The organism is Ornithinimicrobium carbonis, from assembly GCF_977012275.1.
This window is the reverse complement of sequence record NZ_OZ348993.1, coordinates 2,403,354-2,424,204: the sequence shown is the minus strand read 5'-3', so window position 1 is coordinate 2,424,204 and position 20,851 is coordinate 2,403,354. Positions and strand designations below refer to the sequence as shown.

Here is a 20,851-nt window from a genome sequence, read left to right as displayed (position 1 = left end):
TCGGTCATTCTCGGTGGCATGACCCTGCGAGCGCGGACCGCCGCGACCCTGCTGCCCCTGGCCGTGCTGCTGGCCGCCTGCGGCCCCGCCGGCGGACCGGCGGACGGACCCGCGGACGCCCCGGCGACGGACGGCGCGCCCGACGCCGCGGAGGTGACCGACGGCGGCACCCCCCTGCAGGTCGTCGCGGCCTTCTACCCCCTGGAGCACCTCGTCCGCACGGTCGGCGGCGAGCACGTCGAGGTGTCCACGCTCACCGCCCCCGGCATCGACCCCCACGACGTGGAGCTCACGCCGCGGCAGGTGGCCGGCCTGGGCGAGGCCGACCTCGTCGTCTACCAGGACGGCATGCAGGCGGCGGTGGACGCCGCAGTGCAGCAGCAGGCTCCCGACCACAGCCTCGACGTGGTGCCGGCCGCGGACCTGATCCTGCTCGACGAGAGCGAGCAGGAGCACGCCGAGCACGCGGGTGAGCCGGTCGACGACACCGACCACGGGGAGGACGAGGGGCAGGCCGAGCACGCGGACGGCGACACCGACGACAGCCACGACCACGGCACGGAGGACCCTCACTTCTGGCTCGACCCGCAGCGCTACGACGACGTCGCGCAGGCGGTGGTCGCCGAGCTCGCCAGGCTCGACCCGGCCCACGCCGACGACTACGCAGTCAACGGTCAGGCCTTCTCGGACGTCATGAGCGACCTCGACGCCCGGCTGGCCGAGGGCCTGGCCACCTGCGAGAGCAGGGACGTGGTGACCACCCACGAGGCGTTCGGCTACCTGGGCGCGCGCTACGACCTGCACGTCGTGGGGATCACCGGCGTGAGCCCGGAGTCCGAGCCCTCCCCCGCCCGGCTGGCCGAGGTGACCGAGCTGGTCCGCGAGCTGGGGGTCGGGGCGGTCTACACCGAGCCCCTCCTGCCCGAGGCGATCGCCCGCACCGTCGCGCAGGAGACCGGCACCCGGGTGCTCGTGCTCGATCCCGCGGACGGGATCGGGGAGGGGTCCGTGGGAGAGGACTACGAGAGCATCATGCTGGCCAACCTGGAGACGCTGCGCGAGGGGCAGGGCTGCTCGTGAGCACCGTCCTGGCGCTGCACCGGGCCACCTTCGGCTACGACGGCCGCCCCGTGGTCTCCGATGTCGACCTGACGGTGGGGTCCGGCGAGGTGCTGGCCTTCCTGGGGCCCAACGGGGCGGGCAAGAGCACCCTCGTCAAGGGTCTGCTGGGCCTGGCCGACCACCTCTCCGGTGAAGTCACCGTGCTCGGCTCCCCCCTGGACCGGCTCCGCGAGCGCACCCGGATCGGGTACGTGCCCCAGCGTCATACCCTCACCGGCGGGGTGCGCGCCACGGTCACCGAGGTGGTCTCCACCGGCCTGCTGGCGGGCCGGCCGTGGTGGCGCCCGGCCACCCGGGCGGACCGGATCGCGGTCCAGGAGGCGCTGGAGACCGTGGGGCTGGCCGACCGGGCCCGGTTCGAGGTGGAGACCCTCTCCGGGGGCCAGCAGCGCCGCGTGCTCATCGCCCGGGCCCTGGTCGCGGGGCCGGAGGTGCTCGTCATGGACGAGCCCACGGCCGGGGTCGACGTCGCCAGCCAGGCGGTCCTCGCCGGGGTCCTGCAGCGCCTCGGCGAGGCTGGCACGACCATGCTCGTGGTCACCCACGAGCTGAGCGCGCTGCGCGGCGTCGTCGACCGCATCGTCGAGGTGGACGCCGGGCGGCTCACCTTCGACGGCGACCCGTCGGGGTATGCCGAGCACCAGTCCGGCCTCGCGCGCACCGCGGGCAGGGGGTGGGTGGCGTGAGCGCGATGCTGGAGCTGGAGTTCATGCGCAACGCCCTGCTGGCGGCCCTGCTCGTGGGCCTGGCCGCCCCCCTGGTGGGCATCTTCCTCGTCCAGCGCCGGCTCTCCCTCGTCGGCGACGGGATCGGGCACGTGGCCCTGGCCGGCGTCGCCGTGGGCGTGGCCACCCAGCAGAGCCCGGTGTGGGCGGCGATGGTGGCGGCCGTCGCGGCGGGGGTGGCCATCGAGCTGGTGCGCGCCCGGGGGCGGGCCTCCGGCGACGTCGCCCTGGCGATCATGTTCTACGGCGGCATCGCCGCGGGCGTGGTCATCATCAACCGCGCCGAGGGCGCCCAGACCGGCAGCCTCACCGGCTACCTGTTCGGGGCGATCACCACGACCACCCGCTCCGACCTCGCGGTCTTCGCGGTCCTCTCCGCCGTGATCGTGGGCGTGACGCTGGTCCTGCGGCTGCGCTTCTTCGCGGTGGCCGGCGACGAGGAGTACGCCCGCGCCAGCGGCCTGCCCGTGCTCGGGCTCAACATCCTGCTGGCGGTGCTGACCGCCGTGACCGTCGTCGTGGCGATGCGCGTCGTCGGGCTGCTGCTCATCAGCGCTCTCATGGTCGTGCCGAACGCGGCGGCCCAGCAGGTGGCCGGCAGCTTCCGCGCCGCCGGGGCCTGGGCCGTGGGACTGGGCATCACCGCCTCCGTGGGCGGGGTGGTCACCTCCTACCACGCGGACACCGCGGCCGGGGGCACGATCGTCCTGCTGGCCATCGGGCTCTTCGTGCTGACCACGCTCGCCGGTGCCGCCCGTCGCCAGCTCGCCGCCCGTCGTCACCGGCACGCCGAGCGCCACCTGCACGAGCACGGGCCGGGGTGCGGGCACGAGGCCGTCCTGCACGGCGACCACGTCGACTACCTCCACGACGGTCACCGGCACGCCGCCCACGAGGGGCACTACGACGAGCACGCGGGCGACCACGGCCAGGAACGGGGCCGGGACCACGGCCGCCCCGGGGGACCCGGCATCGAGGAGCACGAGGTGGTCCGGTGAGCACGACCTCCAGGCGCAGGCCCACCCGTCAGCAGGCGGCGGTGGTCGAGCAGCTCGGTGCGGGCGAGGACTTCACCAGCGCCCAGGACCTGCACGCCCGGCTGCGCGACTCCGGCGAACGGGTCGGGCTGGCCACCGTCTACCGCACCCTCACGGCGCTGGCCGCCAGCGGCGAGGTGGACATGATCCGCACCGACGACGGCGAGGCCGTCTACCGGCGGTGCTCGACGGGCCACCACCACCACCTGGTCTGCCGGGAGTGCGGCCGGACCGTGGAGATCGAGGGGCCCGCCGTGGAGCTGTGGACCGACGCCGTGGCCGCCGAGCACGGCTTCTCCGACGTGGAGCACACGCTGGAGGTGTTCGGCACCTGCGGCAGCTGCGCCGGCACCTGACCGCGGTCGCCCGGCGCAGGGGTCAGCTCGAGGCCCGGTCGACCGCTCCCCCGTAGCGGCGGTCGCGGGCGGCATACTCCTCGATCGCGCGCCACAGGTCCCGCCGGTCGTAGTCGGGCCAGAGCACGTCCTGGAAGACCATCTCGGCGTAGGCGCTCTGCCAGAGCAGGAAGTTGGACGTGCGCTGCTCCCCCGAGCTGCGCAGGAACAGGTCCACGTCGGGCACCTCGGGGTGGTAGAGGTAGCGCCCGACCGTGCGCTCGTCGATCCCCCGGGGCGAGAGCTTCCCCGCCCGCACGTCCTCGCCGATCCGGCGGACGGCGTCGGCGATCTCGGCCCGCCCCCCGTAGTTGACGCAGAAGTTCAGCGTGATGACGTCGTTGTCCCGGGTGCGGCGCTCGGCGTCCTGCAGCTCGTTGACGACCGACCTCCACAGCCGCGGGGTGCGGCCCGACCACACCACCCGCACGCCCCAGGAGTCCAGCTGGTCGCGCCGCCGGTGGATGACGTCGCGGTTGAACCCCATGAGGAAGCGCACCTCGTCGGGGCTGCGCCGCCAGTTCTCGGTGGAGAAGGCGTAGGCGCTGATGCACCCGACCCCGATCTCGATGCCGCCGGCGATGACGTCCAGCAGCGACGCCTCCCCCGCCTCGTGACCCTCGGTGCGCCGCAGCCCCCGCTGGTTGGCCCAGCGGCCGTTGCCGTCCATGACGATGGCCACGTGGCGCGGCACCAGCTCGCGCGGCACGTCCGGGGGACGCGCCCCGGTGGGGTGGGGGTCGGGCGGGACGGGCCCGTGCGGGCGGGTGACCACGGTCAGCGGATCCTCTCGAGGTGGCGCAGGGAGCGCACGCCCCGCTCCAGGTGCCACTGCAGGTAGGCGGCCACGAGGCCGCTGGCCTCGGCGCGGTGCCGGCTCTGGCTGTGCGCGGCGACCTGCCAGTCGCCGGTGAGCAGGGCCCCCAGCAGCTCCAGGGTCTCCGGCGCCGGTGCGGTGGACCCTGGCGGTCGGCAGACGGGGCACACCGCCCCGCCGGAGGGGACGTGGAAGGCGCGGTGCGGGCCGCTCATGCCGCAGCGGGCGCAGTCGACGAAGCTGGCCCGCCAGCCGCCGATGGCCAGGGCTCGGACCAGGTAGGAGTCCAGCACCATCCGCGGCTCGTGCTCCCCCGCGGCGAGTGCGGACAGCCCGCCGGCGAGCAGACGGAAGTGCTGGGTGGCCACCTGCCCCTCCTCGGTCAGCTGCTCGCACGTCTCGAGCATCACGTGGGCGGCCGTCCACGCCGGGTAGTCCCGGGCGATCGCCTCCCCGTAGGCGGCCAGGCCGTCAGCCTGGGTCACGGTGTCGAGGGTGCGCCCCTCGTAGCACTGCACGTCCACGACCATCCCCGGCTCCAGCCGGGCCCCGAACCTGCTCCTGGTGCGCCGCACCCCCTTGGCCACCGCCCGCACCTTGCCCCTGCCCCGGGTCAGCAGGATGACGATGCGGTCGGCCTCCCCGAGCTTGTAGGTCCGCAGGACGACCGCGGCCTCTCGGTAGGTGGGCATGGCCCCATCATCCCCCACGCGGGCCGCTCGTGGAGGGAGGCCGCGACGCGCGGCGCCCCCTCCGCTGTTGCGTGATGATCGAACATTTGTTCTACTCAGACCATGATGCTCCAGGGCTCCCTGCTCGACCAGGTCGACGAGGTCGGACTGCGCCCCCTCGCGGGGGCGGTGCACCGGACCACCCTCGACGCGACCGCCTGGGTCGACCTGCGGCCGGGCTGGGTGACCGGCTCGGACGAGCTGTTCACCCGGCTGACCCTGGGCGGGTCCGCCGGGGTCGAGTGGCGCGGCGAGCGGCGCCAGATGTGGGAGCGCGAGGTGCAGACACCCCGGCTGCTCCGGTTCTACCGCGAGGGCGAGCCGCTGCCCGACCCGGTCCTCACCGGCGCCCGGGAGGAGCTCGGGTCCCACTATCGGCAGGAGCTGGGCGAACCCTTCGTCACGGCCGGGATGTGCCTCTACCGCGACGGTCGCGACAGCGTGGCGTGGCACGGCGACCGCCACGGTCGCAGCTCGGCCGCGGACACGATGGTGGCGATCGTCAGCCTGGGCGCCCCACGGGCGCTGCTGCTGCGTCCCCGGGGCGGTGGACCGAGCACCCGGTTCGTCCTGGGGCACGGCGACCTGCTCGTCATGGGCGGCGCCTGCCAGCGCACCTGGGACCACTGCGTCCCCAAGACCACCCAGCCCGTCGGCCCGAGGATCAGCGTGCAGTTCCGGCCGCGAGGGGTCCGCTGAGCCGCACGGTGGGTGTCGGCAGGGAGGCCTGCACCAGCGCCCGGACCGCGGCTCCGTCGGCGCAGGCCAGGGCCTGGTCGGCCAGCTCGACGAACTGGGCGGCGCTGCCCGTGCGCAGCCGCTGCTTGACGAGGGGGACCGCGGCAGCGGAGGCGCTGAGCTCGTGCACCCCGAGCCCGACGAGCAGGCCGGCCAGGTCCGGGTCGCCGGCCATCGCACCGCACAGGCCCACCCGCACCCCGTCCGGGGCGCCGTCGGCCACCGTCCGCACGAGCGAGAGCACGGCCGGGTCCAGGGCGTCCGACCACGCGGCCAGGCGGGGGTTCCCGCGCTCCGTGGCCAACGTGTACTGCACGAGGTCGTTGCTGCCGATCGAGACCAGGTCCAGCCCCTGCGCCAACCGGGCGATGCCGAGCGCGGCGGCCGGCACCTCGACCATGATGCCCACCTGCAGTCCGGGGGGCGGTGCCTCCAGACCCGCCCGCGCGGCGGCGCGGCCCAGCTGCTCCTGGGCCCAGCGCACGTCCTGGATGGTCGTGACCATGGGGAAGAGCACCGCCACCGGGTGGTCCACCGCCACGGTGCAGATCGCCTGCAGCTGGTCGAGCAGGAGCGAGGGGTCCTCGGCGAAGGCGCGCAGCCCCCGCACACCGAGGAAGGGGTTCTGCTCGGGGGCGACGGGGTGGAACGGCAGCGGCTTGTCCCCGCCGACGTCCCACGTGCGGATCGTCACCGGGTGGGGGTGGTAGACGCGGGCCATGGCGGCGTAGACCTCGACCTGCTGGGCCACCGACGGCGCCTGCCGCCACTGGGCGAAGACGGCCTCGGTCCGGACCAGCCCGGACCCCTCGGCCCCCAGGGCGGCTCCCAGGCGGGCCACCGCGAGGGAGGAGACGTTGGCCTTGACGCGCACCCGGACCCCGTCGGTCGTCACGGCGGGCGAGAGCGCGTGCCGCAGCGCCCGCTCCCGTTCTCGCCGCCGGTCGTCGACCATCCGCTCGAACGCCTGGCGCAGCGCGGGCTCGGGGTCGACGACCAGGTCGCCGCTGCGCGCGTCGAAGGCCACCACGGTGCCGTCGGGCACGTCGGCCCGGTCACCCACCCCCGTGAGGACCGGAACCCCCCTCGCGGTGGCGATGAGCACCCCGTGCCCGGTCGTTCCTCCCCGGCGCGTGAGGACCCCCTGCACCCGGGAGGCGTCCAGGGAGATCGCGAGGGCGGGGTCGAGCTCGTCGACGACCAGGATCCCGTGCGCGGTGCTGCCCGGCTCGTCCGCGCCCAGCAGCAGGCGGACCACCCGGTCCCCGACGCTGTGCACGTCCTGGCCCCGCTCGCGCTGGTAGGGGTCGGCGAGGTCGGCGAAGGCCCCGGCGGCCCTCTCGATCGAGGCCGCCCAGGCGGCCGCCGCCGGCTCGCCCGCCTCGATCCGGGCGTGGGCGGCACCGGTGATCCGGGGATCCCGCAGCAGCGTCGCGTGCGCCTCGAAGACCTCGGCCTCGCCCTGACCCAGGTGCCGCCGGGCGCGGTCCGCGAGCTCGGCGAGGCGCTCCAGCACCCCGGCGACCGCCTCGTGGAGCCGCTGGTGCTCCTCCGCCACGGTCCCCGCGTGGTCCTCGACGGACTCCAGGACGGGGTGCAGGCGCAGCGAGGGGCCGACCGCGGCCTCCAGCCCCGACCCGGCCACCCCCGGCTCGGAGGAGACGGCCGGCACCGGGACCTCGACGTCCGAGAGCGGCTCGGCGGGCCCGGGCTCGTCCCCGAACCCGCGCAGCGCCAGCTCCTCCAGCTCGGCGAGCACCTCCTGCGCCGACGGTCCGTCGGCCTCGGCCAGCAGCACGTGCCCCTGCTGGGCGTCCAGGGTGGCCACCGCAGACAGGGACAGCGCGTCCACCGGCCCCCGGCCGACCGTCAGGTTGCGCAGACGGACGGTGGTCGTCGGAGCGTGGCGGGCGGCGCAGGAGACCAGCCGGGCGGCCGGGCGGGCGTGCAGCCCGTGCTCGGCGGTCACGGCCAGCTCGACGGACGCCGTGGGTGCCGTCCTGGCCGGCGCCGAGGGCGTGCCGTCACCCCCGGCCGCGGACCCGCCGTCCCCCTCCGGGGACGCCACCCCGGGGGGCCCGGCGGGTGCTGCCGCTCCTGCGACCACCCCGGGTGCCCCCGCGCCGAGGTGCTGGCTCTTGGCCCGCAGGCCGGCCGCGGCCTCCCGGGCGCAGGCCTCGAGCCCGCCGCCGCCCGCGGCCGTCACCACCGCCGCGAGCAGGCCCTCCACGAGCGGGGCGTCGCTGAGCCGGACCCGCCCGGCCACGGCCGGGTCGAGCAGTTCCAGGGCCATCTCGGCCGAGAGGACGGCGCTGCCCAGGTCCAGCAGGACCAGCACCCCTGCGCCGTCGCTGGCCGCGTCCGACCGCGCGAGCGCCCGGGCCACGTCCGCGGCGTCCGACCCCAGCCGCCCGTCGTCCAGGCCGGCCGCGACCTCGACGTGGGGCCGACCCGGGCCGTGGAGCATCTGCGTCGCCAGCTCGACCGCGGCCTCCGCGAGGGTGCGGCTGTGGGAGACGACGACCAGGGAGATCAACGGGCGTCCGCGCCCAGCGCCCGCGCGGCCGAGCGCAGAAGGATCGCGGCGCTCGCGGCACCGGGGTCGAGGTGTCCGGCGCTGCGCTCACCCAGGTAGGAGGCCCGCCCCTTGCGGGCGACCAGCGGCAGCGTCGCGTCCCGCCCCTCCTCGCCCGCGGCCGCGGCCGCCTCCAGGCAGACGGGGAGGGCCCCCCCGTCGCCCGCTGCGGCGGTGAACGCCGCCACGGCCGGTGCGAACGCGTCATACATCGTCTTGTCCCCGGCCTCGGCCTTGCCGCGGGCCACGATCCCCTCCACCCCGGCCCGCAGACCCTGACCCACCTCGAAGACGCCGGCGTCGGCGGTCGCCGACAGCGGTCCGGCCATCCGCAGGAAGAAGGTGCCGTACAGCGGGCCCGAGGCTCCCCCCACGGTGCCGACGAGGGTCATCCCGACCTTCTTCAGGTATGCGTCGATGCCTCCGAACTCCTCGTGCTCGGCCAGCTCGGCGCACCGGCCGAACCCCCGCGCCATGTTCGTCCCGTGGTCGCCGTCACCGATGGCGCGGTCGAGCTCGGTGAGGTGGTCCGCCTGCTCGATCAGGTCGGCGGCGGCCTCCGCGATCCACCGCTGGAAGGACTTCAGGTCTGCCATCTCGTTCCTCTCAGGATCCCCATCGCAGCCCGGGGGTCGCCACGGGGGCGTCCCACAGGGCCACGACGTCGTCGTCGGCGCGCAGGAGGGTGACCGTGCAGCCGGCCGTCTCCAGCGACGTGATGTAGTTGCCCACCAACGACCGGGCCACGGTGACACCGGCCCGGTCCAGCAGGGCGTGGACCTCGTGGTGCATGAGGTACAGCTCCATGAGCGGGGTCCCGCCCAGCCCGTTGACCAGGACCAGCACGCTCTCCCCGGACCGCAGGCCCAGGTCGCCCAGCACCGGTCCGACGAGGGCTGCGGCCACCTCCCGGGCCGACGTCGCGGGCACCCGGGCGCGTCCGGGCTCGCCGTGGATCCCCACGCCCAGCTCCATCTCCCCCTCGGACAGGACGAAGGTGGGGGCGCCCCCCGCCGGGACGGTCGGCGAGTCCAGCGCCACGCCCATCGACCCCCCGCCGGCCGTGAGCCGGCGCGCCAGCGCCGTGCACTCGCCCAGGGACCGGCCCTCCTCCGCGGCGGCACCGACGAGCTTCTCCAGCAGCACGGTCAGGCCCGTCCCGCGACGCCCGGCGGTCCAGGTGCTGTCCTGGACCGCGACGTCGTCGGCCACGAGGACGACCTCGACCTCGGGTCCCCCGTCCAGCCCGGCGAGCTCCACGGCCATGTCGACGTTGAGCACGTCCCCGGTGTAGTTCTTGACGACCAGCAGCACCCCCGCGCCGCCGTCGGCGGCGCGGACGGCCGCGAGCCACTGGTCGGGGACGGGTGAGGTGAACACCTCCCCGCAGCAGGCGGCGTCGAGCATCCCCGCACCGACGTAGCCCGCGTGCAGCGGCTCGTGCCCGGACCCCCCGCCGGCGACGACGCCCACCTTGCCCGGGACCGGCCCTCCGCGCCGGCTCACCACCCTGGCCCCGAGGTCCACCTCGATCAGGTCCGGATGGGCCAGGGCCATGCCGGTCAGCGCCTCGACCACCATGTCGGCGGGGTCGTTGAGGAGCTTCTTCATGGGGTCACTCTGCCACCTGCCGGACGGCGGCACACGCGCGACCGCACGACGGTCGCCTCAGAAGCCGAGCCGGTCCAGCTGCTTGGGGTCGCGCTGCCAGTCCTTGGCCACCTTCACGTGCAGGTCGAGGTAGACGCGGTGGCCGAGGAGCTCCTCGATGCCGCGCCGGGCGGTGGTACCGACCTCGCGCAGGCGCGAGCCTCCCCGCCCGATGATGATCGCCTTCTGGCTGGGGCGCTCCACGAAGACGTTGACCCGCACGTCGCTCATGGGGTCACCCTCGGGACGGTCGGGGCGCGGCACGATCTCGTCGACCTGGACGGCCAGGCTGTGCGGCAGCTCGTCGTGCACCCCCTCCAGGGCGGCCTCCCGGACGAGCTCGGCGATCATCACGACCGTCGACTCGTCGCTCACCTGGTCGGAGGGGTAGAGGGGAGGGGACGGCGGCAGGTAGGAGGCCAGCAGGTCCGCGACCTGCTCGACCTGCTCCCCGCTGACCGCCGAGCACGGGATGATCGCGTCCCAGTCGCCCAGCCGGTCGATCGCCACCAGGTGCTCCGCCAGCCTGTCGCGGCCCACCGCGTCGGCCTTGGTGGCGATGGCCACGACCGGGACCCGGCGCACGCGGTGCAGCTCGAGAAGGTCCTTGGCGATGTAGGTGTCGCCCGGACCCACCCGCTGGTCGGAGGGCAGGCAGAAGCCGATGACGTCGACGGACAGCAGGGCCTCACGCACCAGGTTGTTCAGCCGCTGGCCCAGGAGCGAGCGGGGCCGGTGCAGCCCGGGGGTGTCGACCAGCACCAGCTGGGAGTCGGCGGTGGTGCGGATCCCGCGGATCGTGTGCCGGGTCGTCTGCGGCTTGGAGGAGGTGATGGCCACCTTGCTGCCGACGAGGGCGTTGGTCAGCGTGGACTTGCCGGCGTTGGGCCGCCCCACGAGGCAGGCGAACCCGCTGCGGTGCTCGGGTCCGCCCGTGGCGGGCGGGTCAGGATGCACGGGTGACCTCCGTGGACTCGGTGTCGGTGTCGGTGTCGGCGGCGGGGTCGACCGTGGTCCCGGGGCGTCCGGGCTGGTCGGGATCGGGCGCAGGCAGGCGGCGGACCAGCACGGTCGCGACGCGGCGGCGCCGCCCGGCCATCCGCTCGGCGGTCAGCTCCAGGTCGGCGACCTCGGCGACCGCCCCCTGGATCGGGACCATTCCCAGGGCGGTGGCCAGCAGCCCACCGACGGAGTCGACGTCCTCGGCCTCGATCTCGACCTCGAACATCTCCGCCAGGTCGTCCACGGGCAGGTTGGCCGGGACGCGGACCCGCTCCTGGCCGTCCTCGTCCAGCACGCGCTCGACCTCGACCTGGTCCCGGTCGTACTCGTCGGTGATCTCCCCGACGATCTCCTCCACGATGTCCTCGATCGTCACCAGGCCGGCGGTGCCGCCGTACTCGTCGATGACGACGGCGACGTGCTGACGGGCGCGCTGCATCTCCCGCAGCAGCTCGTCGACCCGCTTCATCTCCGGGACGCGCTGCACGGTGCGCATCACCTCGGTGACCGCGACCGACCGGGCGGCCCCCGGGTTGGCGTTGACCTGGCGCGCCACGTCCTTGAAGTAGAGCATCCCCAGCACGTCGTCGGTGTCCTCCCCGACCACCGGGACACGGGAGAAGCCCGAGCGCAGGAACAGGGACATGGCCTGCTGCAGGACCTTCTCGTCCTTGATGGTGACCAGGTCCGGCCGCGGCACCATGACCTCCCGCACGACCGTGTCGCCCAGCTCGAAGATCGAGTGGATCATGTCCCGCTCCTCGTCCTCGATGACGGCCGAGTCGCCCGCGAGGTCGACGAGCTCGCGCAGCTCGGACTCGGTCGCGAAGGGGCCCTCCGCGTAGCCGCGACCGGGGGTGACCGCGTTGGCGAAGACGACGAGCAGCTTGGCGACGGCGCCGAGCAGCAGGCGCAGCAACCGCACCACCGGCGCCGCGGTCAGCGCGACCGCCTCGGCGTGCTGTCGACCCAGGGTGCGCGGGGAGACCCCGACGACGACGAACGAGACGACCGCCATGATGCCGGTGGCGACCAGGGCGGTCTGCCAGTGCGAGTCGGTGACCATGTCGACCGCGACCGTGACCGCCACCGCGGTGGCGGCCTCGGCCGTGACCCGCACGAAGGTGGCCACGGCCAGGTAGGGGGCCGGGTCCGCGCTGATCCGCAGCAGGGCGCGCGCACCCCGACGGCCCTCGTCGGACAGCTGCTCGGCGCGGTGCCGGGTCACCCGCTGGAGCGCGGTCTCGCCGGCGGTGAGCAGGAAGGCCACGACGGTGGCGACGACGGCCACCAGCACGAGCGGGGTCACGTGCGGCCCGCCTCCGGCGCCGCCGTCGTGGTCCGCCCGCGCTGGGCCAGGAAGGTCAGCAGCAGCGTGCGCTGCAGGTCGAACATCTCGCGCTCCTCGGCGGGCTCGGCGTGGTCGAACCCGAGCAGGTGCAGGATGCCGTGGGTGGTCAGCAGCAGCAGCTCGTCCCCGACGGCGTGTCCGGCGGCGGCGGCCTGGGCGCGCGCGACGGCCGGGCACAGCACGACGTCGCCCAGCACGCCCTCCACCGGCTCGGCGTCCTCCCGACCGGGACGCAGCTCGTCCATGGGGAAGCTCATCACGTCGGTGGGACCGGCCAGGTCCATCCACCGTTCGTGCAGGGCGGCCATCGTCGCCTCGTCGACGAGGGTCACCGTCAGCTCGGCCCGGGGATGGACCCGCAGCTGGTCGAGGACGTGCCTGGCCAGGTCGGCCAGCTCCTGCTCCGGGCAGGGTGAGGGCACCTCCCCCGACTCGTTGAGGACCTCCACGCTCACGGTGCCGACCCCTCCCCCGTCCGGGTGCGCCGCGGGGACCGGGCCCGGTCCTGCCCGGCGCGCCGGGCGTCGTAGCGGCCGTAGGCGTCGACGATGTCGCTGATCAGGCGGTGGCGCACGACGTCGTCGCTGGTGAGGTGGGCGAAGTGGATGTCGTCGACGTCGTGCAGGATGTCCTGGACGACCTTCAGGCCCGAGCTGGTCCCCCCGGGCAGGTCGACCTGGGTGGTGTCCCCGGTGACCACCATCTTGGAGCCGAAGCCGAGGCGGGTCAGGAACATCTTCATCTGCTCCGGGGAGGTGTTCTGCGCCTCGTCCAGGATGATGAACGCCGAGTTGAGCGTGCGCCCCCGCATGTAGGCCAGCGGCGCGACCTCGATCGTGCCGGCCGCCATGAGCTTGGCCATCGAGTCCGGGTCGACCATGTCGTGCAGTGCGTCGTACAGCGGACGCAGGTAGGGGTCGATCTTGTCGTTGAGGGTGCCCGGCAGGAAGCCCAGCCGCTCGCCGGCCTCGACGGCGGGCCGGGTCAGGATGATCCGGTTGACCTGCTTGGCCTGCAGGGCCGCGACCGCCTTGGCCATCGCCAGGTAGGTCTTGCCGGTGCCGGCCGGCCCCAGACCGAAGATGATGGTGTGATCGTCGATCGCGTCGACGTAGTGCTTCTGGTTGAGCGTCTTGGGGCGGATCGTGCGCCCGCGGCTGCTGATGATGTTCATGGTCAGCACGTCGGCGGGACGCTCGGTGGTGCTCGTGCGCAGCATGCCGATCGAGCGCTCCACCGCGTCCCGGTTCAGCGGCTGACCGGTGGCGGCGACCGCGAGCAGCTCGTCGACGAGCCGCTCGACCAGCGCCATCTCACCGGTGTCCCCGGTGAGCCGGAACTCGTTGCCGCGCACGTGGACGTCGACCTTGGGGAAGGCGCGCTCGATCGTGCGCAGCAGCTCGTCCCGGGGACCGAGCAGGCTGACCATGGGGACGTCGTCGGGGACGACGACGGTGTGGGTGGGGACCACGCGGGGTCCGGGCTGGGGTTCGCTCATCAGGTGCTCCAGTCTAGGCGGGGTGCGGCCAGGAGCCCCATCGTCAGGCCGCCGACCGGGCGCGCCAGGCGCTGAGCACCGACACCGCGCCCACGGAGACGGCCACCGCCAGGGTGCCCACGAACGCCGCGTGCGGGTCGGTGCCGTAGAAGACGCCGAAGACGACGCCGGTCACGGCCAGCGTCACCGCACCGGTCAGCGACTCGCCCACCTGCAGGGCCGAGCTGTTGCGGCCGATCTCCGCCTCCGGCGACAGCCGCATCGTCAGCAGCGACGTCGTCGGGTAGGCCAGCCCGACCCCCAGGGTGGCGGCGCCGTACAGCAGGACGACCACCCAGCCCGGCCAGGTGAGGGCCACCGCCACCACGAGCCCGACCATGAGGGTGAGGAAGACGACGACCCCCACCCGCATCAGGGTGTAGCGGTCCGAGGTCTCCCCCAGGCGCCCCTGGGCCCAGGACCCCAGCGCCCAGGTCACCGAGGCGACCGCGAGCACCGCACCGGCCTGCGCCGGGGAGTAGCCGTGCTCGTCGCGCAGCATGAGCGGCAGGTAGGCCTCGGCCGCCAGGAAGGAACCCCCCATGGCCGCGCGCACGCCGATCACCGAGGGCAACCCCCGGGCCAGCGTGAGCGTCCCCGCCGGGAGCAGGTGCCAGGAGGCGACGAGCAGCAGCAGGAGCAGCGCGGGCCCCACGATCCGCTCCACGCCGTCCACGGAGGTCCCGGCCAGGTTGAGCACCCCGACCGCGACCGCGGCCACGACGGCCCAGGCGATGGTGGCCGGCCGCAGGTATGCCGCGCCCGCGCCGGGACGGGTGGCGGCCAGGGCCCGCCACAGCACCGCCACGGACAGGGCGACGAACGGGGCCACGCCCAGGAAGACCCAGTGCCAGGTGAACCGCTCCACGACGAGCCCCGTGAGCAGGGGGCCGGCCAGCCCGGGCACCACCCAGGCCGCGGCCAGCAGGGAGAACACCGCCGGCCGGCGCTGGTCGGGGATGCGCTGGGCGATGACGACGTAGAGCGCGACGGTCGACAGCCCGCTGCCCAGGCCCTGCAGGCCCCGGCCGACGACGAAGACCTCCATGGTGCCGGCCAGGCCGGCGAGCAGCAGACCGGCGGTGAACAGGCCGGCCCCGGCGAGCACGACGGGACGGGGCCCGGCACGGTCGGACCACCAGCCGCCCACGACCATGCCGACGACGCTGGCGGCCACCGTGGCGCCGAAGGCCATGTTGTACAGGTGGTAGCCCTGCAGGTCGGCGGCCACGGTCGGCATGGCCGCCCCGACGGCGATGTACTCCAGGGCGAAGAGGGAGATGAGGGCGGCGGCGCCGACCGAGGTGCTGCGCAGCCCCGGGGAGAAGATGGACGGCGGCACCGACGGACGCACCGGAAGCTCCCGGGGGGCGGTGCTCATCGCCACCGTCCGCGGGCGTTGAGCAGGGCGAGCGCAGCCGCACCGGCCGTCGAGGTGCGCAGGACGGCACCACCGAGGCGCACGGCGCGTGCGCCCGCGTCGCGCAGCGCGGTCAGCTCCTCAGGGGTGATGCCCCCCTCGGGCCCCACGACGACCACCACCTCGAGGGGTCCGGAGCTCCCGGTGAGGTCGGTGCCGTCCAGCACGGCGGTCAGGGTCTCCTCGGCCTCCTCGTGCAGGACCAGCGCGAGGTCCGCGGCGGAGGCGCGCGCGAGCAGGTCCGTCCGGCCGGCGAGCCCGGCGACGACCGGCAGGCGGGTGCGCCGGGCCTGCTTGCCCGCCGCCAGGACCTGCTGCTCCCACCGGCGGTGGGACTTCGCGGCCCGCTCCCCCCGCCAGCGCACGATGCTGCGGTCGGCCTGCCACGGCACGACCTCGTCGACCTCCATCTCGGTGGCGCTCTCCACCGCCTGCAGGTCGCGGTCGCCCTTGGCGAGCGCCTGGACGAGCACGTGGCGCACCGGTGGCGCCGGGTCGGTGCCGCGCTCCAGCACCACCAGGTCCAGCGCGCCCCGGTGTGCCTCCTCGACCCGGCACCGGGCCCAGGCACCCCGGCCGTCGGCGAGGACCAGCGTCTCGCCCGTCCCCAGGCGCTGGACGTCGGCGGCGTGGCGACCCTCGGGGCCGTCCAGCCGCAGGACCGCTCCGTCGCCGGTCAGCAGCTCGGGGCCGACGACGAAGAGCGGTGCGGTCACGATGGCACCGCCACGGTCGCCGTCACCGGCCGCGCAGCGCGTCCCAGAACTTGCCGGCGCGCCCGGCGTGCGACCCCACGGTCGCCATCCGACCCTCCGGGTCGGTCTCCCCTCGCTCCGCCGCCAGCTGGACGAGAAGCTCGCGCTGGGGCGCGCTGAGGCGGGTCGGGACGCGCACGTCGAGGTGGACCACGACGTCGCCCCGCCCCTGCGCCCGCAGGTGCCCCACCCCGAGGCCGGGCAGGGTCACGGTCTGGCCGGGCTGGGTGCCCTCGGGCACGTCGACCTCGACCGGACCGTCGAAGGTCTCCACCGGCAGGGTGGCGCCCAGCGCCGCGGCCGTCATCGGCACCTCGACCCGGCAGTGCAGGTCGTCGCCGCGCCGGGTGAACGTCTCGTGCGGGGCGACCGCGATCTCCACGTAGAGGTCCCCCGGCTCACCGCCGAAGGGACCGACCTCGCTCTCGCCGCCCAGCTGGATGCGGGTCCCGCTGTCGACCCCGGCGGGCACCTTAATGGTCAGCTCGCGCCGGGTGCGGACCCGACCCTCCCCCGAGCAGTCGAAGCACGGGTGCTCGATGACGTCGCCGTAGCCCCGGCAGGCCTGGCAGGGGCGCGAGGTCATCACCTGGCCGAGGAAGGAGCGCTGCACCTGCTGCACCTCGCCGCGGCCGGAGCAGACCGCGCACGTGCGGGTCCCGCTGCCGGGCTGGGCGCCCGACCCGGTGCAGGTGGAGCAGCGCACGGCCGTGTCGACCGTCAGGTTCTCCTCGCCGCCGAAGACGGCGGTGGACAGCTCCACGTCCAGGCGCACGAGGGCGTCGTGGCCCCGCTGCACGCGCGAGCGCGGACCCCGCGTGCCGGCCGCGGTGCCCCCGAAGAAGGCGTCCATGATGTCGGTGAAGGTGAATCCCTGGCCGAACCCGCCGGTGGCGCCCGCGTAGGGGTCCTGGCCGCGGTCGTAGGCCGTCCGCTTGGACTGGTCGGAGAGCACGTCGTAGGCCTGGGAGACCCGCTTGAACTCGGCCTCGGCGTCCGGGCCGGGGTTGACGTCGGGGTGCAGGTGGCGCGCCTTCTTGCGGTAGGCCTTCTTGATCTCCTCGGCGCTGGCGTCGCGGGAGACCCCGAGGTCGGCGTAGTAGTCGTTCACGGCGTGGAAGTTCCTTGGTGGTCGGGGGCAACGGGAGTGTCAACGGCGCGGGCGCCCGAACTATGCCGGGCCATGTCGTCGTCGACCGGCAGGGACGGTCGTCCGGTCAGGGGCGTGCAGGGTCATCCGTCCAGGATCTCGGCGACGTAGCGGGCCACGGCCCGCACGGCCGCCATCGCCTGGGGGTAGTCCATCCGGGTGGGACCGACCACACCCAGGCCGCCCGCGTCGCCGTAGCTGGTGGCGACGACCGAGGTGGTCCGCAGCGGCTCGTAGGGATTTTCCATCCCGATGCTGACCGCGACCTGGTCCCCGTCGGCGAGGGTGGCCATGCTGCCCATGAGGCGGAGCAGCACGACGTGCTCCTCGAGGGCGTCCAGCACCGCGGACAGCGAGGTGGGGAAGTCGTTCCCGGACCGGGCGAGGTTGGCGGTGCCGCTGAGGAAGATGCGCTCCTCGGCCTGCTCGGCGACCGCGTCGGCCAGCGCGCGGGCGACGGCGGTCGCCACCGGCCGGTCCTCCGGGGCCACGCCGTCCACGAGAACGTCCAGCCGGGCCGGGACGCTCGGGAGCGGCTGACCGACGGAGGCGGAGTTGATCCGCGAGCGCAGGTCGGCCACCAGGTCCGCGTCGGCGGTCAGCTCGCGGCCGGTGTCGATGACCCGCTGCTCGACCCGTCCGGTGTTGACGATGAGGACCACCATGAGGCGGGGACCGCCGATGGGGACGAGCTCCACGTGCCGGACCGTGGAACGGGACAGGCTGGGGTACTGCATCACCGCGACCTGGTGGGTCAGGCTCGACAGGAGCCGCGTGGTGCGCGAGACCACGTCGTCGAGGTCGACCGCCCCCTGCAGGAAGTGCTCGATCGCGGTCCGCTCCCCGCGGCTGAGCGGCTTGACCGCCGAGAGGCGGTCGACGAAGAGCCGGTAGCCCGCGTCCGTGGGCACCCTCCCGGCGCTGGTGTGCGGGGCGGTGATCAGGCCCTCCTCCTCCAGCACGGCCATGTCGTTGCGCACCGTGGCGGCGGACACCCCCAGCTGGTGGCGCTCGAGCAGGGCCCTGGAGCCCACGGGCTCGGAGGTGCGCACGTAGTCCTGCACGATCGCGCGCAGCACCTGGAGGCGTCGGTCGTCGCTGACGGTCATGATCTCCTCCACCTCCGTCGTCGGTGCTGTCGGGCCGACGGTCCCGGACCGTCGGCGACCCCGGGGCTGCCGGCACGGGGGCCTGGCACTCCTGAGCGTCGAGTGCCAGTCTACGCGGCCGGGGCAAGCGAGCCGGTCGGGCAACCGAGCGAGCCGGGCAGGCGACCGAGCGAGCCGGGCAGGCAACCGATCGGCACGGTCGACCGTCCCTGCACTCCCGGTCCGGGCACCCCGCGGCACCCGCCCCGCCGCGGAACCTACGATGAGCCCATGAACCAGGTGCGCATCGAGAGCGACAGCATGGGACAGGTCGAGGTCCCCTCCGACCGTTATTGGGGCGCGCAGACGCAGCGCAGCATCCACAACTTCCCCATCGGCCGGGACACCTTCGTCTGGGGCCGGCCGGTGATCAAGGCCCTGGGCATCCTCAAGAAGGGCGCTGCCCAGGCCAACGCCGAGCTCGGTGAGCTGCCGCAGGACGTGGCCGACCTCATCGTCCGGGCGGCCGACGAGGTCGTGGCCGGTGACCTCGACGACCACTTCCCCCTCGTGGTCTTCCAGACCGGCTCGGGGACGCAGAGCAACATGAACAGCAACGAGGTCATCGCCAACCGGGCGATCGAGCTGGCCGGCGGCGAGCTCGGCAGCAAGACCCCGGTCCACCCCAACGACCACGTCAACCGGGGCCAGAGCAGCAACGACACCTTCCCCACGGCGATGCACATCGCCGTGCTGCTCGAGCTGCGCGACCGGCTCGAGGGCGGCGTGTCGGTGCTCCGCGACACCCTGGCCGCCAAGGCGCAGGAGCATGCCGACGTCGTCAAGGTCGGACGCACCCACCTGCAGGACGCCACCCCCATCACGCTGGGTCAGGAGATCGGCGGCTGGGTCGCGCAGCTCGACTACGCCATGGCCGAGGTCCGGCACGCCGGTGAGGGGCTGCGCGAGCTGGCCATCGGCGGCACCGCGGTCGGCACCGGGCTCAACGCCCACCCCCGGTTCGGGGACCTGGCGGCCCGGAAGATGGGCGAGGAGGCGGGCCTGGAGCTGCGCTCGGCGGAGAACAAGTTCGCCGCGCTGTCCGCCCACGACGCCCTCGTGCAGACCTCCGCCGCGCTGCGCACCCTGGCCGGCGCCCTGATGAAGATGGCCAACGACGTGCGCTGGCTGGCCTCCGGACCGCGCAACGGCATCGGCGAGCTGAACATCCCCGAGAACGAGCCCGGCTCGAGCATCATGCCCGGCAAGGTCAACCCGACCCAGGCCGAGGCGCTGACGATGGTGGCGACGCGGGTCTTCGGCAACGACGCCACGGTGGCCTTCGCCGGTACACAGGGCAACTTCCAGCTGAACGTCTTCAAGCCGGTCATGGTGCACGGGGTGCTGGAGAGCATCCGGCTGATCGCCGACGCCTGCCGGGCCTTCAACGACGGCTGCGCGGTCGGCCTGGAGCCCAACACCGATCGCATCGAGGCCAACCTGGCCAGCAACCTCATGCAGGTGACCGCGCTCAACCCGCACATCGGCTACGACAAGGCCGCCGCCATCGCCAAGAAGGCCCACAAGGAGGGCCTGACCCTGCGCGAGGCCGCCGTGGCCAGCGGCGAGCTGACCGAGGAGCAGTTCGACGCCTGGGTCGTCCCCGCCGACATGACGGGTCCCCGACAGGACTGAGACGACGCACCCGGACGGGCCCGGCCGGCCACGGACGGTCCCGGTCGGCCACGGACGGGCCCCGTCGACGACGGACTGGCCGGTTACGGACGGGCCCCGTCGACGACGGACGGGGCCGGCCGCGTCCCCGGTGACCCTCGCCCTGGCGCGCCTCACCCGACCCACCTGCCCCACGGCATACCCTCGACGGCTGTGAGCGACCGCTACGGAACCGACGTGCTGAGCACCGACTGGCGCGCCCCGCGGAGGGGTCGCGCCCAGCCCGTGGAGGCCGAGCCCGGCCTGGTCGTCGAGGACGTGGACACCGGGTGGTGCGGCGCCGTGGTGCGGGTGGAGAAGGCCGGGGGCATGCAGGTCGTGCACCTGGAGGACCGCCGGGGCCGCACCCGCGGGTTCCCGCTGGGTCCGGGGTTCCTCCTCGAGGGACGACCCGTCGTGCTCACCGTCCCGACCGGCGAGTGCCGGGCGCAGGTGGAGGCTGCCCGGCAGGCGGCCTCCCGGACGGCGAGCGGGTCGGTGGCCGTGCGCGGGCAGGCGGCGCGCGTGGCCTCCGGGTCCCGGATCTGGGTCGAGGGGCGGCACGACGCCGAGCTGGTCGAGAAGGTCTGGGGGGACGATCTGCGGGTGGAGGGCGTGGTCGTGGAGATGCTCGACGGGGTCGACGACCTCGCCGGCGAGATCCGCCGTTTCGCCCCGACGCCGGACCGCCGGCTGGGCGTCCTGGTGGACCACCTCGTCCCGGGCACCAAGGAGACCCGGATCGTCGCCGAGGCCGAGCGGGTCAGCCCGCACGCGCGCATCCTGGGGCACCCCTACGTCGACGTCTGGCAGTCGGTCAAGCCGGCCCGGCTCGGCCTGCAGGTGTGGCCCGTCGTGGAGCGCGGCCGCTCCTGGAAGCACGGGGTGCTCGAGGCCTTGGGCTGGCCCCACGGTTCGCAGGCCGACGTCGCCCGCGGCTGGAAGAAGATCCTGTCCTCCGTGCGTTCCTACAGCGATCTGGAACCGACGCTGCTCTCCAGCGTCGAAGAACTGATCGACTTCGTCACCGTCCCCTGAGAGGATG

The 20,851-nt window shown here is 74.3% G+C and carries 20 protein-coding genes; 7 read left to right on the top strand and 13 right to left on the bottom strand.

Annotation, left to right across the window (positions count from 1 at the left end; genetic code table 11):
* Positions 1 to 18 precede the first annotated feature (18 nt).
* The 4 genes from ACWHYA_RS11090 to ACWHYA_RS11075 are packed head-to-tail and all read left to right on the top strand — an operon-like array spanning position 19 to position 3,240.
* Entirely contained in the window at positions 19 to 1,080 is a 1,062-nt protein-coding gene (locus tag ACWHYA_RS11090; protein WP_425941076.1) for a metal ABC transporter substrate-binding protein, read from the top strand.
* Positions 1,077 to 1,808 (top strand): metal ABC transporter ATP-binding protein, encoded by a 732-nt coding sequence (locus ACWHYA_RS11085; RefSeq protein WP_425941078.1) that lies wholly within the window; start codon positions 1,077 to 1,079, stop codon positions 1,806 to 1,808. Before ACWHYA_RS11090 ends, ACWHYA_RS11085 begins: the two co-directional genes overlap by 4 nt.
* The gene (locus ACWHYA_RS11080) at positions 1,805 to 2,845 is read left to right on the top strand and encodes a metal ABC transporter permease (RefSeq protein ID WP_425941080.1); all 1,041 of its coding nucleotides are present in this window, start codon (positions 1,805 to 1,807) and stop codon (positions 2,843 to 2,845) included. Before ACWHYA_RS11085 ends, ACWHYA_RS11080 begins: the two co-directional genes overlap by 4 nt.
* A complete protein-coding gene (locus ACWHYA_RS11075; RefSeq protein ID WP_425941081.1) occupies positions 2,842 to 3,240 on the top strand; it encodes a Fur family transcriptional regulator in 399 nt (132 codons plus the stop codon). The genes ACWHYA_RS11080 and ACWHYA_RS11075 overlap by 4 nt, the downstream gene beginning before the upstream one ends.
* A gap of 22 nt (positions 3,241 to 3,262) precedes the next feature.
* On the opposite strand, the gene ACWHYA_RS11070 is transcribed toward ACWHYA_RS11075, so the two are convergent.
* Together ACWHYA_RS11070 and recO are read right to left on the bottom strand one after the other, a co-directional pair.
* On the bottom strand, positions 3,263 to 4,054 hold the full coding sequence (locus tag ACWHYA_RS11070) for an isoprenyl transferase (protein ID WP_425941083.1): 792 nt from the start codon (positions 4,052 to 4,054) through the stop codon (positions 3,263 to 3,265).
* Between the two features lie 2 nt (positions 4,055 to 4,056).
* Positions 4,057 to 4,788: a DNA repair protein RecO gene (recO, locus tag ACWHYA_RS11065; RefSeq protein WP_425941085.1), complete on the bottom strand. Its 732-nt coding sequence runs from the start codon at positions 4,786 to 4,788 to the stop codon at positions 4,057 to 4,059.
* Between the two features lie 102 nt (positions 4,789 to 4,890).
* Between recO and ACWHYA_RS11060 the strand changes: the two genes are divergently transcribed.
* Positions 4,891 to 5,526, top strand: a complete 636-nt coding sequence (locus ACWHYA_RS11060) for an alpha-ketoglutarate-dependent dioxygenase AlkB (protein ID WP_425941087.1) — start codon at positions 4,891 to 4,893, stop codon at positions 5,524 to 5,526.
* Here the strand turns inward: ACWHYA_RS11060 and ptsP are convergent.
* The 11 genes from ptsP to hrcA all read right to left on the bottom strand — a co-directional run bounded on the left by ptsP (position 5,492) and on the right by hrcA (position 18,114).
* Positions 5,492 to 8,101, bottom strand: coding sequence for a phosphoenolpyruvate--protein phosphotransferase (gene ptsP / locus ACWHYA_RS11055; protein ID WP_425941089.1), 2,610 nt, complete (start codon positions 8,099 to 8,101; stop codon positions 5,492 to 5,494). The genes ACWHYA_RS11060 and ptsP overlap by 35 nt on opposite strands.
* On the bottom strand, positions 8,098 to 8,736 hold the full coding sequence (gene dhaL, locus ACWHYA_RS11050; protein WP_425941091.1) for a dihydroxyacetone kinase subunit DhaL: 639 nt from the start codon (positions 8,734 to 8,736) through the stop codon (positions 8,098 to 8,100). The genes ptsP and dhaL overlap by 4 nt, the downstream gene beginning before the upstream one ends.
* Positions 8,737 to 8,746: 10 nt before the next feature.
* Entirely contained in the window at positions 8,747 to 9,751 is a 1,005-nt protein-coding gene (dhaK, locus tag ACWHYA_RS11045) for a dihydroxyacetone kinase subunit DhaK (RefSeq protein WP_425941093.1), read from the bottom strand.
* A gap of 57 nt (positions 9,752 to 9,808) precedes the next feature.
* Positions 9,809 to 10,747 (bottom strand): GTPase Era, encoded by a 939-nt coding sequence (gene era / locus ACWHYA_RS11040; protein ID WP_425941094.1) that lies wholly within the window; start codon positions 10,745 to 10,747, stop codon positions 9,809 to 9,811.
* Positions 10,737 to 12,101: a hemolysin family protein gene (locus ACWHYA_RS11035; RefSeq protein WP_425941095.1), complete on the bottom strand. Its 1,365-nt coding sequence runs from the start codon at positions 12,099 to 12,101 to the stop codon at positions 10,737 to 10,739. The genes era and ACWHYA_RS11035 overlap by 11 nt, the downstream gene beginning before the upstream one ends.
* A complete protein-coding gene (ybeY, locus tag ACWHYA_RS11030) occupies positions 12,098 to 12,598 on the bottom strand; it encodes an rRNA maturation RNase YbeY (protein WP_425941097.1) in 501 nt (166 codons plus the stop codon). The genes ACWHYA_RS11035 and ybeY overlap by 4 nt, the downstream gene beginning before the upstream one ends.
* A complete protein-coding gene (locus tag ACWHYA_RS11025) occupies positions 12,595 to 13,641 on the bottom strand; it encodes a PhoH family protein (protein ID WP_425941099.1) in 1,047 nt (348 codons plus the stop codon). Before ACWHYA_RS11025 ends, ybeY begins: the two co-directional genes overlap by 4 nt.
* 43 nt (positions 13,642 to 13,684) lie before the next feature.
* Complete coding sequence (locus ACWHYA_RS11020; protein WP_425941100.1) at positions 13,685 to 15,061, bottom strand: MFS transporter; 1,377 nt, start codon at positions 15,059 to 15,061, stop codon at positions 13,685 to 13,687.
* Entirely contained in the window at positions 15,058 to 15,816 is a 759-nt protein-coding gene (locus tag ACWHYA_RS11015) for a 16S rRNA (uracil(1498)-N(3))-methyltransferase (protein WP_425941102.1), read from the bottom strand. Before ACWHYA_RS11015 ends, ACWHYA_RS11020 begins: the two co-directional genes overlap by 4 nt.
* 22 nt (positions 15,817 to 15,838) lie before the next feature.
* Positions 15,839 to 16,966 (bottom strand): molecular chaperone DnaJ, encoded by a 1,128-nt coding sequence (dnaJ, locus tag ACWHYA_RS11010; protein WP_425941104.1) that lies wholly within the window; start codon positions 16,964 to 16,966, stop codon positions 15,839 to 15,841.
* Positions 16,967 to 17,088: 122 nt separating this feature from the next.
* A complete protein-coding gene (gene hrcA / locus ACWHYA_RS11005; RefSeq protein ID WP_425941105.1) occupies positions 17,089 to 18,114 on the bottom strand; it encodes a heat-inducible transcriptional repressor HrcA in 1,026 nt (341 codons plus the stop codon).
* Positions 18,115 to 18,384: 270 nt separating this feature from the next.
* Here hrcA and fumC point away from each other — a divergent pair, with 270 nt between their 5' ends.
* Both fumC and ACWHYA_RS10995 read left to right on the top strand, forming a co-directional pair.
* On the top strand, positions 18,385 to 19,788 hold the full coding sequence (gene fumC / locus ACWHYA_RS11000) for a class II fumarate hydratase (RefSeq protein ID WP_425941107.1): 1,404 nt from the start codon (positions 18,385 to 18,387) through the stop codon (positions 19,786 to 19,788).
* Between the two features lie 192 nt (positions 19,789 to 19,980).
* Complete coding sequence (locus ACWHYA_RS10995) at positions 19,981 to 20,844, top strand: DUF3097 domain-containing protein (protein ID WP_425941109.1); 864 nt, start codon at positions 19,981 to 19,983, stop codon at positions 20,842 to 20,844.
* Positions 20,845 to 20,851 lie beyond the last annotated feature (7 nt).